Here is an 11,456-nt window from a genome sequence, read left to right as displayed (position 1 = left end):
CGCGAGATGACCGTCACCATCGAGCTCGATGGCATGGGCACCGGCCTGCTGGGTGGGGTGGGGGCTGGGCATCGCGAGATCACCGGCGTCATCTCCGACATTGAGCATGTCGGCGGCGTTGCGGAGAATCGCTTGTACCGGTTCACGCTGCGTCCCTGGCTGTGGCTCGCGACGCAGACGTCGGACTTCAAGCCTTTCCAGAAGAAGACGGTGATCGAGATTCTTGACGAGGTGCTTGCGGACTACCCGTTCTCGGTGGAGAAGCGCCTCGACACCTCGGTGTATCCAAAGCTCGCCTGGGAGGTGCAGCATGGCGAGACCGATGCACATTTCATCCAGCGCCTGACCGAAGAGTATGGCATTACATACTTCTTCGAGCATGACGGCGGACACCATCGGCTGATCCTGGCCGCCGAGTCGGGCGCGTACCGCGCGTTTCCCAGCGAGGCCTATCGCACGCTGCCACTCTATCCGCGTGGCTTCAAGATCGACCAGGAACATCTGGTCCGCTTCGATCCGGTCAACCGGCTGCGCACGGGCAAGGTGACGTTGAACGACTACGATCCGCGCAAGCCGCGCGCGAATCTGACCACCGACAACAGCCAGCCGCGCAATACCAGCTTCGCCGACTTCGATCGCTACGAGTACCCGGGCGACTATGTCGATCCGGCGGTGGGCGAGATGCGGGCGAGGATCCGCATGGAGGAGCGCCGCTCGCGTGGCCGGCGTGCGCGTGGCGTGGGTGCGCTGCGCGGAGTGGCGGCGGGCTGCACCTACCTAGTGAGCAATCACGGCAACCCGGCGATGAACCGCGAGTATCTGGTGATCGGTGCGACGCTGGAGCTGGAGGATGTCGGCGGCGAATCCGGCAGCGGGCAACAGTTTTCGTGCCGCGTTGCGTTTGAAGCGCACCCCACTGATGAAGTCTTTCGCCCGCCGCGCACGGTCGGCAAGCCATACGTGGCCGGCGTGCAGCGGGCCGTGGTGACCGGCCCGAAGAACCAGGAGATCTGGTGCAACGATCACGGCAACGTGATCATTCAATTCGAATGGGATCGCTACGGGAAGTACGACGAGAACTCGTCGCCGTGGATTCGGGTGGTCAATGGCTGGTCGGGCGACCAGTTCGGCGCGATGCACATTCCGCGTATCGGGCAGGAGGTCATTGTGGCGTTCATCAACGGCGATCCGGACTGTCCGGTGATTGTCGGGCGGGCGCCGAACCAGCTCAATCTGCCGCCGTGGGCGCTGCCGGGGCAGCATGCCTTGTCGGGGATTCGCAGCAAGGAGTTGTTTGGCGGGCGCCACAATCACCTGCTGATGGACGATACGAAGGATCAGATCCAGGCGCAGCTGTCCTCGGATCACCAGGCATCGCAACTGAACCTGGGCTATCTGACCGGGGTGCCGGACCACGCCGGGCGCAAGGACAGGCGTGGTGAAGGTTTTGATCTGCGCACCGATGGGCAGGGTGCCATACGCGGCGGGAAGGGCTTGTTCGTTACCGCGGAAGGGCAGGTAGGCGCCATGGGCGGGCACCTGTCGCGCGACGAGTTTATCCGCTGCATGGAGGCGGCGCTGGAGGTGGCGAAGGCGTTGGGGGACTATGGCCATGCCCATGAAGGGCTGGCTGCCGATACGGACCCGCAGGCCGAACTCACGCGGGCCGTCAGGGAGTGGGACGCTGGCGCCAACAACCACAAGGACGTGCCTGGTGAGGGAGGTCAGCCGCTGATCGGTGCCTATGCGCCGGCGGGCATGGCACTGGCTACGCCCGAGGTATTGACGACGTATGCCGGCAAGCATATCGACACCGTCTCACGGCTGAACCAGCAAATGACCGCAGGGCAGCAGTTCGTTGTCAATGCGGGGCAGGGAATCGGGTTCTTCGCGCACAGCGGTGAGCTGCGCGGCATTGCGCACCAGGGCAATCTGCTTCTGCAGGCGCAGAAATCCAACATCGAAGCGAATGCCAGACAGAACGTAGTGGTGACCGCAACCGATGGCAACATCGTTCTGAACGCGGGCAAGAGCCTGAGCTTGATGACAGCGGACGGCGCCGGCATCCGCATTGGCGGAGGCAAGGTGGATATCTATGGTCCTGGCGGGATCCTGCTGCATACGTCGGATTTCGACATCGTAGGGCCGTCCAGCCTGAACGGACCGTTGCCGCAGTTTAGCCAGGGTGACGCGGGCCGAAAGTTCCTGCTGAAGGCAGGCGAGCTCGAGCGACCGGTCCCCAATGCACCCTACCAGATTGTCAAGGCGGACGGCAGTGTGGTGGAAGGTGTAACCAATGCCGCTGGCGAAACCGCGCAGTCGGCTTCGGATCTGATCGAGGCGGTGAGCGTAAAGATATTTGCGCCCAAGCTGTACTGAGTCTGCTTCGCATCGATTGTCACGGAACCAGATATGAGTGCACCCATAGTATCCAGACAAGGGGTCAACCCGATTGCCAGCGCCGACGACATTCACGTTCCAAGTAAGGCGCTCCGAAAGCTCGACCTGAAGACGCTGCCCGGCATCATCATCTTCGTGCACGGCGTGAACTCGAACGGCGAATGGTTCGCCAGCGCTGAAGAAGGCTTGTGCAAAGGCTTGAATCAGCGCCAGCAGCGCGGGGAAACGGGCGATACTTACGACATGGGGGCGCTACGGCCAGCGCAGTATCTGTCGGAGCTGACACCCAAAGGCTACCTGTCCCGGGAAGTCAATGCGACGAACTTCGTTGCCGATGGCGACCAGAGCCCCATTATCCGATTCCGCTGGGGCTATAAAGCTGCCAAGGAGGACCTGGCGACGGTTGGGCCAAACATCTTGCTTGACGAAGAGGATGCCTGGGGCGGCGGTCCCTTCGCCAACGGATGCTCTGCCCTGCCGGATCTGTGGACCACGGGCACGGTCACCGACCTGTTTGCCGGGTTACAGGCGCAGGACCTGAATACGGAGACAAGCCGGCTGATCTACGGCTGCCCCCCACGCCACTATGGCGCGCATGCCGCCCGGCGTCTGGCCGCACTGGTGGCGCAAGTCCGGGCCAAGCATATTGAGGCCTATGGCAAGGCGTGTCCGGTCACGGTGGTCTGTCACAGCCAGGGCAATATGGTCGGCATGGCCTCGGCATTTATTGGCAAGCATGACTTCGGCGGGGATGGCGTGGCGGACACCTATGTACTCGCCAATCCGCCATACAGCGTCCTGCCAAACTTCTTCGATAACTTCGGGCAATACAACGCCGATACGGACCTGGGCCGCGTCACCGTTTTCGCGCGGCGCAAGACGCTGGATCGCTTCTTTGAGATTGTCGGTGCCTCCAGCTTTGATCATGCCAGCGACGACTGCGTCAACGCCCTGACGCCCACCCGGCGTCCCAAGCAAGGGGAAGCTCCCTGGACGGCCGGGAAGGACAGCAAGGATCGTCAGACACGCAAGCACGTCTTCCTCTATAGCAATCCCCACGATCAAGTGATTTCAGTGAGCACCGTGCAGGGGATGGGGTGGCTGGGCCTGTCGAAGGAGGTGCTGGCCGGTACCGATCACGACATGCTGGAGTCGGCCAAGGCGCGCCGCGATCGCCCCTATGCTTTCGCGCATCATGCCGAAGTCTTGTTCCAGCGTGTGTGGGCCCAGGGCAATCCGGGCAAGTATGGCCAGATGCCATTCGAAGTGGGTGCCAAGCCAAGCAACTTCGTCTATTACGACAAAGGTAACCCGTCGAAGGTCGATCCGATCCAGGGCGATGGCAAGGCATTCTGGTACCGCAAGCCATTGCCACTGCGCTTTCATCTGACGCGGGTATGGCAGGACGACCAGCGCGGCTTCGGAGAAAAGCTTGGTGCGACCGCGCTCGGTGGAATCTATGAAATGACCTTCGCCCTGCTAAGGGTGACGACCTTCGGGCATGTCAACTATGTGCCCGTGAACGCTGATCCGCCGGACGGCTGGACCGTGCCGATCAATGCTCCGGCAGTGAAGGAGGCCATCGCGCCGCGGGCCATCCACCTGTATCACCCCGACAAGCGGGCGCCTGACGACGGCGGGCAAAGCGCGAAAGCCGGGACCGTGGAAGGGATCTTCAACCAGGGACCCGAGTCGCACACGGATGCGCTCAATCCGGCAGGCAGGAGCGACGACATCTACGACAAGTACCGGAGCGCGGGGCAGGGCGCGGCGGACTACAGCGACGAAGCGGCGCTGCGCTATGAACACAATGCCAGCGTGCGTCAGCTTGCCCGACGCAAGGCTGACGATCCCTATGAGGCGGCCATTGAGCAGATGAAGGATGGCGGGGACCTTGCGGGGGACGAGTATGCGGAATTCCGCGAGTTCGATGCAGACAAGCGCGGGTATTTCCTGAAATACGCGGTGGATCTGAATGCTACGAACCACTCGACCATCCTGACCAATCCGGTGCACTGCGAGAAGGTGCTCGCCTATGACGTTGATGTGGGCATCTGCATGATGCCGGAGGCGGAGATGAAGTGGCTGAGGCAACTGGCGGACTGGCGCTACTCCAAGCGTAAGGATATGAAGGAATGGACTTGGTACTACGGTTCCGGTCGGATCAACGGAGATCGGTTGGAAAGTCAAAAGGATTACAAGGCTGATGTTCCGAGATCGCTTGGTATGGACGACGAGCGCACGGACAGCCGCCTTTCGCAGACGCCTTCCGAAACTAGGCATCAGCGGCTCACCGAGAATGACCTTGTCTTTGGTGGGCAGATCCTGCAAGGAGGGCCAGGTGAGCGCCACTAATCGACGTTCGCTACCCATCAACTGTCTTGCCATCGTCATGGCGGGAGTCGCCATCGTGGCGCTCCTGTCGGCCTGCTCTACGGGAAAGCCCATGTCCAACTATCACCGAGATCCGTCGCCGTATCCCCTTGCTGCGCGCACACCCGCGAGCGGTCCCAACGCGCCAGCCGCATATGTACTGGGCGTGCAATGGATGAATCCATTGATGTGGAAGGACTACCCGACCCATTGGAACCTGTTGTGGGCGCAGGGAATGGCGGACCGCAATCCGTCCGATACGGACAGCCCGCATCTGAAGCTTGGTGATGCGCCGGGACTACTCGTGCAAGGGGTCAACCCGGTCTGGAAGGATGACAATCCTAATCCGGTGTACTGGCAAGCGCTGGAAGACCTGATTCATGAGCCGCTCTATCCACTGGGCTACTACACGGCAGTCAGCGCGAATTACTTCTATTCGATCCGAAACGGCACGCGACGGCCGGATTTTGCCGACATCCGAGTGTTCGCCGGCATGCCGCAGACATGGATCAATACACCCACCTATATCAAGGAGTCCAATCGATACATGAATGGCCGGGACCGATTGGCAGAGCAGATCGATTGGGGAATGCCGGCACCGTCGATTCTGGCAGAGAACGAAGAGCATGCCGATGAGCGTATGGCGGACTATTTTGTGAAGAACTATGCCGGTTATGACGGTCAGCCCAGAAGGGGGCTCCCTTATGACTCGGACATGGTAATCGGCCTGCCAACCTTCACGCTTAACGCAGCGCGCCGGCTGTTCTTTATGGAAATCTATAGCGCGGCCGAGGCGATGAGCCTGAAGATCTTCCCCGAACCAAAGCTGGCCAATGTCACGGTGATGGCGGGCGAGGAAGCCGTGGGCTTCTATGACCTGCAGGCGGCGATTGCCTACCTGAACGCCAACCCGAAGAAGACGGTGTGGGTGTACACCATGGACGCGCCCAACTACCCGAAAGGCGAGCAGACCAACGAAAATTCGGTGCTGCTGATCCTGGGACATCCCAGCGCGGATTGGGGCTATGCGCCGCTGGCGGCGCTGTACACCCCGCAGCAGCACGAGGGCGGCATCGGAGCGAAGTCAGCTACCCCTGGTGGCGCGTGGCAGGGCCTGCTGCAAGCCGTGCAAGCGCAAGTGCCGCAGGAGCATCCGGTCGACCGCGTCTACCACGACATGGACCGGCGCGCGCCCAATGTGACCACAGTGCTTGCGCCCCTGCGTGCGGCGGTGCACCAGCAGTGGCCGGACCTGGACCAGTTGAAAGACTTCCGCAGCGTCTCGGAACATATGGTGGGCCCGGCCCGCGCGGCCAGCGCGGGGCTGAACATTGCCTATGCGGTGGCGTATGCGGACCAGACCGGGCATAGCGCAGTCGTGACCAGCGTGGTGGATCCCAACGATGCGTGGACGGTGCTGGTGGCGCCACCGCCAGGCTGGACCAGGCGCGAACCTCCCAAGGAATGGCCGCGGGCGCGGGGCAGGACAACTGCCTACTACCCGTGGTTCGGCAAGCAGACGGATGGGCGTTGAGGGGATGAAAGAACCATGGCCACTCGCATGAACAAGGTAGCCGTACGGCGCGCGATTGCCGTCATGGTGGGCGCCACCGTCGCGGCGCTCCTGTCGGCCTGTTCATCGGGAAAGCCCATGTCCAACTATCACCGAGATCCGTCGCCGTATCCACTTGCTGCGCGCACACTCGCGAGCGGCCCCAACGCGCCGGCAGCGTATGTACTTGGGGTGCAGTGGATGAATCCGCTGATGTGGAAGGACTACCCGACCCATTGGAACCTGTTGTGGGCGCAGGGAATGGCGGACCGCAACCCCTCTGATACGGACAGCCCGCATCTGAAGCTCGGTGACGCGCCGGGATTGCTCGTCCGCGGGGTCAACCCGGTCTGGAAGAATGACAATCCCAATCCGGTCTATTGGAAAGCCCTTGATGCCCTGATCCGTGAGCCGCTCTATCCACTGGGCTACCACACGGCGGTCAACGCGAATTACTTCTACTCGATCCGGAACGGCACGCGACGGCCGGACTTTGCCGACATCCGAGTATTTGCCGGCATGTCGCAGGCGTGGATCAATACACCCACCTATATCAAGGAGTCCAATCGATACATGAATGGCCGGGACCGATTGGCAGAGCAGATCGATTGGGGAATGCCGGCACCGTCGATTCTGGCAGAGAACGAAGAGCATGCCGATGAGCGTATGGCGGACTATTTTGTGAAGAACTATGCCGGTTATGACGGTCAGCCCAGAAGGGGACTCCCTTATGACTCGGACATGGTAATCGGCCTGCCAACCTTCACGCTTAACGCGGCGCGCCGGCTGTTCTCCATGGAGATCTATAGCGCGGCCGAGGCGATGAGCCTGAAGATCTTCCCCGAACCAAAGCTGGCCAATGTCACGGTGATGGCGGGCGAGGAAACCGTGGGCTTCTATGACCTGCAGGCGGCGATTGCCTACCTGAACGCCAACCCGAAGAAGACGGTGTGGGTGTACACCATGGACGCGCCCAACTACCCGAAAGGCGAGCAGACCAACGAAAATTCGGTGCTGCTGATCCTGGGACATCCCAGCGCGGACTGGGGCTATGCGCCGCTGGCGGCACTGTACACCCCGCAGCAGCACGAGGGCGGCATCAGAGCGAAGTCAGCTGCCCCTGGTGGCGCGTGGCAGGGCCTGCTGCAAGCCGTGCAAGCGCAAGCACCGCAGGCCCATTCGGTCGACCGGGTCTACCACGACATGGATCGGCGCGCGCCCAATGCGAATACGGCGCTCGCCCCGCTGCGTGCGGCGGTGCACCAGCAGTGGCCGGAGCTTGACCAGTTGAAAGATTTCCGCAGCGTCTCGGAACATATGGTGGGCCCGGCCCGCGCGGCCAGCGCGGGACTGAACATTGCCTATGCGGTCGCGTATGCGGACCAGACCGGGCATAGCGCAGTCGTGACCAGCGTGGCGGATCCCAACGATGCGTGGACGGTGCTGGTGGCGCCGCCGCCAGGCTGGACCAGGCGCGAACCGCCCAAAGAATGGCCGCGGGCGCGGGGCAGGACAACTGCCTACTACCCGTGGTTCGGCAAGCAGACGGACCGGCGTTGAGGGGATGAGAACAATGGTCAATTGGATGAACACGCTTTGCCACCAACGAGGATTTCGTCGGGGCGCTCCTGCTGGCTCGCTCATCGGAAGAGTTGCACCGGCCCATTGCAGTATGTACGCCATTTACCTGGGAGCAGATATATCGATGGCAGATTCCATTGTTGTCGTTGGCGATGGTCACACGCATGGTGGCGTCGTGCTGGCAGGCTCGCCCAACCGCAAGATCAACGGTCGCCCTATCGCACGTCAGGGGGATGCAGTCAGTTGTCCCTTGCATGGGATAAGCCGCATTTCGCAGGTAAGAGGCCTGTACAAGGTCGATGGCGTGCCAGGTGCGGTCAGCGGTGATATGACGGATTGCGGCGCGGTACTGATTGGCTCGGTGTCGGCGCGGGTGGGCTCATGACTCGCAAGGCTCTCTTGATACGGCACAGGATGGCGAGAACCGTGTCGCTGCTTGGTCTATTCGCAGTATCGGTCCTCGGCTCGGCCTGCTCCACAGCACCGGCCCAGCGCGAGCAGATGAAGCTGGATCTGGCTGTATCCGCCAAAGATACCGTCAACCCTGACGACAAGGGCAGGCCCTCTCCGGTCCTGGTTCGGGTCTACGAACTCAAGACCGACAGCGCGTTTGAGAATGCGGACTACTACTCGCTGGAGAAGTCGGACAAGACGCTGCTGACGCAGGATCTGCTGGCACGAGACGAGTTCATCCTCCGGCCCGGCGAGTCGCGCGACATCGAGCGCAAGCTCAATCCGGACACGCAAGCCATCGGCATTCTGGTCGGGTACAGGGAGCTTGGCAAAGCCACCTGGAGATCTGTCTACAAACTGCCACCGGCGCCGGACGCTGCGTGGTACCGCATGGCAATTCCGGCACGCAAGGTCAAGCTGCAAGTCTCGTTGGACCAGCAGACCATCACAATTTCCAAACCTGATTGAATCCATGAGCTGGTACAACAAGGTCGTCTGGAGCGAGGGACTGTTCCTGCGCCCGCAACTCTTTCAGCAGCAGGAGCGCTATCTGGAACACTACGCGCACAAGCGTAGCGCCGCGCTCAGCCCGTTCTTCTGGGGCTTTCACCATTTCTCGATCGATGCTGAAGCGCTCTCGCTGGGTAAGCTGGTGGTCTCCAGTGCCGCTGGAATCTTCCAGGACGGTACGCCCTTCGACGCTCCGGCACATACGGCAGTGCCGGCGCCGCTTGCGCTTCAGGCCGAGCACCTGAATCAGATCATCTGTCTGGCGGTGCCGATCCGCACGCCAAATGCGGAAGAAACGAATTTCGATGATGCCACGGATTCCCTGGCGCGATACCGTGCCTTTGAGCAGGAATTGCTGGATGCGAATTCGATCGCACAGGGACCAAAACTGGTGCAGTTGGCAGACTTGCGTCTTCGGCTTTTGCCGGAGAAGGAACTCTCCGAGTCCTGGCTTGGCCTGCCGTTGACAAGAGTGACGGAAATCCGCGCCGATGGCAGTGCCAGACTGGATGCAGCGCTGATTCCGCCGGTCAATGTCTACACGGCCAGTGCATTGCTTCAAACATGGCTTACCGAAATCCACGGCCTCCTGCATCTCAGGGCCGATGCGATGGCCGAGCGCCTGTCTGCTGCCACTATGCGGGGCGGGGATGCTGCCGAAGTATCGGAATACCTGATCCTCCAATTGCTGAACCGGTACGAGCCGATTCTGACCCACCTGCTGAAGGCCAAGGCCGCGTCGCCAGAGGTGTTGTACCTGCACCTGGCGGCATTGTCGGGGGAACTGTCGACGTTCGTGCGCACCCAGACCCGTCGGCCGGCTGAGCATGCGGCTTATCGGCACGATGCTCCGCATCTTTGCCTGAAGCCATTGGTTGACGACCTGCGCTTCCTGCTCAATGTGGTGCTGGAACGCGCTGCGCAGCGGATTGAAATCACGGAGCAGTCACATGGGATCCGAACGGCGGTGCTCGATCCGGGCGAGATCGGCCGTTTCGCGACCTTTGTGCTGGCGGTGACCGCGCAGGTTCCGGCGGATCTGTTGCAGCAGCAGTTTCCGGCCCAGACCAAGGTGGGGCCGTCTGCGCGGTTGGCGGAACTGGTTCGGTCCCATCTTCCTGGAATTCCGCTGCAGTCATTGCCGGTGCCGCCACGGCAGATCCCGTTCAATGCTGGCCATGTCTACTTTGAACTGTCCCAGCAGCACCCGCTCTGGGACCAGGTGGCGCAGTACGGTGGGCTGGCGCTGCACGTAGCGGGGACCTTTCCTGAGTTGCGTATGGAACTGTGGGGAGTGCGGCAATGAGCAAGCCACTTGTGTCGAGTGATCCCCAATTGGACTCGCAAGCAGCGCAGCCTGCCAAGGCAGGAGATCGCGCGAGCCCACGCGCCGCAGCGGAGGAGAGCAGCCAGAACGACGCGCGCAAGTCCGTTGAGCAGCGGGTGGAAGAGATCAGCCGCAAGGCCAATCCCTTGCTTGCGGCAGCGCGGCCGCTGTTGCGCGCACTGGCCGACATGCCGACATCGCTGCGACAGGATCAGGCGGCTGCACTGAAGGGAATTCTGGTGGGGGAAGCGAAAGATTTTCAGGCAGTCTGCGAGCGCGCCAATATTCGGCGCGAGCACGTTCTGGCTGCACAGTATTGTCTGTGCACGGCGTTGGATGAGGCTGCCAATGGCATGCCATGGGGGCGCCATACCTGGGCGAACAACAGCTTGCTGATCCAGCTGCATGGCGAAAACGATGGCGGCGAGAAGGTGTTCCAGTTGTTGGGGCGGCTGGCGAGCTCCGCCGCAGAGCACATGGACGTGATCGAGGTGATCTATCACATCTTGTCACTCGGCTTCCTTGGCCGCTATGCTGGCCACGCCGATGGCGATCGCCAGCTCGACGCCATTCGGCAGCGGTTGTTGCACCTGATCAGCGCGGCACGCGAAAGCGTGCCGCGCGACCTGTCGCCACACTGGCGCGGCGCGGACGCCGGGCGCCTCAGCCTGCTGCGCACGGTGCCGGTGTGGGTCACGGCGTCGGTGCTGGCACTGGCGGTCTTTGGCCAGTTTGCCTGGTACAAGTACCAACTCTTGTTCCGCACCCACGATCTCGAACAGCAAATCCTCGCCATCGGCAAGGCAACACCGCCGGAGCCGCCCAAGGCGCTGCGCCTCGCCGAGTTGCTCAAGGATGAGATTGCGCGTGGGGTTGTCAGCGTACAGGAGGATGCGACCCGCAGTGCCGTCACGTTCCGCGGGGATGACATGTTCGGCGGTGGCCGCGCCGAGGTCAGCGACAAGGTCCTGCCGTTGCTGGACAAGGTTGCCGGAGAAATCAACAAGGTATCCGGCAAGGTGACCGTGGTCGGCCACAGCGACAACGTTCCCATCAAGACGGCGAAGTACCCGTCAAACCAGGTGCTGTCGGAAGAGCGTGCTGCGACCGTGACAGAGTACCTGGCCAGTAAGGGCGTCGCAAAGAATCGGCTCGAAGCGATTGGCAAGGGCGATTCGGAGCCGCTTACCGACAACAAGACGCCAGCCGCCCGGGCAAGGAATCGCCGGGTCGAAATCGTTGTAACGCCGTAATCGGGGT

Annotated in this window: 8 protein-coding genes; all 8 read left to right on the top strand. The window is 61.8% G+C overall.

The window, feature by feature from the left end; all coding sequences use genetic code 11:
- On the top strand, positions 1-2,379 hold a 2,379-nt coding region (locus C265_RS22810; protein WP_010811513.1), incomplete at its 5' end, for a type VI secretion system Vgr family protein.
- 33 nt (positions 2,380-2,412) lie between these two features.
- Positions 2,413-4,755, top strand: a complete 2,343-nt coding sequence (locus C265_RS22805; protein ID WP_010811514.1) for an alpha/beta fold hydrolase — start codon at positions 2,413-2,415, stop codon at positions 4,753-4,755.
- Between the two features lie 91 nt (positions 4,756-4,846).
- Positions 4,847-6,307 (top strand): hypothetical protein, encoded by a 1,461-nt coding sequence (locus C265_RS22800; RefSeq protein WP_037025108.1) that lies wholly within the window; start codon positions 4,847-4,849, stop codon positions 6,305-6,307.
- Between the two features lie 117 nt (positions 6,308-6,424).
- Entirely contained in the window at positions 6,425-7,885 is a 1,461-nt protein-coding gene (locus tag C265_RS22795; RefSeq protein ID WP_081645153.1) for a hypothetical protein, read from the top strand.
- A gap of 145 nt (positions 7,886-8,030) precedes the next feature.
- Entirely contained in the window at positions 8,031-8,291 is a 261-nt protein-coding gene (locus C265_RS31785) for a PAAR domain-containing protein (RefSeq protein WP_010811517.1), read from the top strand.
- 29 nt (positions 8,292-8,320) lie between these two features.
- Positions 8,321-8,827: a type VI secretion system lipoprotein TssJ gene (gene tssJ / locus C265_RS22785; RefSeq protein WP_010811518.1), complete on the top strand. Its 507-nt coding sequence runs from the start codon at positions 8,321-8,323 to the stop codon at positions 8,825-8,827.
- A gap of 4 nt (positions 8,828-8,831) precedes the next feature.
- Positions 8,832-10,175 (top strand): type VI secretion system baseplate subunit TssK, encoded by a 1,344-nt coding sequence (gene tssK, locus C265_RS22780; protein ID WP_010811519.1) that lies wholly within the window; start codon positions 8,832-8,834, stop codon positions 10,173-10,175.
- On the top strand, positions 10,172-11,449 hold the full coding sequence (tssL, locus tag C265_RS22775) for a type VI secretion system protein TssL, long form (RefSeq protein WP_052181666.1): 1,278 nt from the start codon (positions 10,172-10,174) through the stop codon (positions 11,447-11,449). Before tssK ends, tssL begins: the two co-directional genes overlap by 4 nt.
- The last annotated feature ends 7 nt before the right edge of the window (positions 11,450-11,456 follow it).

This window comes from Cupriavidus sp. GA3-3 (assembly GCF_000389805.1).
Lineage (GTDB): Bacteria > Pseudomonadota > Gammaproteobacteria > Burkholderiales > Burkholderiaceae > Cupriavidus > Cupriavidus necator_D.
This window is presented reverse-complemented; position numbering and strand designations above follow the sequence as displayed.

Excerpts from the sequence above, each read along its gene's own strand:
- C265_RS22805 (WP_010811514.1), top strand. The coding sequence starts at position 2,413 with ATGAGTGCACCCATAGTATCCAGACAAGGGGTCAACCCGATTGCCAGC.
- C265_RS22800 (WP_037025108.1), top strand. The coding sequence starts at position 4,847 with ATGTCCAACTATCACCGAGATCCGTCGCCGTATCCCCTTGCTGCGCGC.
- C265_RS22795 (WP_081645153.1), top strand. The coding sequence starts at position 6,425 with ATGTCCAACTATCACCGAGATCCGTCGCCGTATCCACTTGCTGCGCGC.
- C265_RS31785 (WP_010811517.1), top strand. The coding sequence starts at position 8,031 with ATGGCAGATTCCATTGTTGTCGTTGGCGATGGTCACACGCATGGTGGC.
- tssJ (WP_010811518.1), top strand. The coding sequence starts at position 8,321 with ATGGCGAGAACCGTGTCGCTGCTTGGTCTATTCGCAGTATCGGTCCTC.
- tssK (WP_010811519.1), top strand. The coding sequence starts at position 8,832 with ATGAGCTGGTACAACAAGGTCGTCTGGAGCGAGGGACTGTTCCTGCGC.
- tssL (WP_052181666.1), top strand. The coding sequence starts at position 10,172 with ATGAGCAAGCCACTTGTGTCGAGTGATCCCCAATTGGACTCGCAAGCA.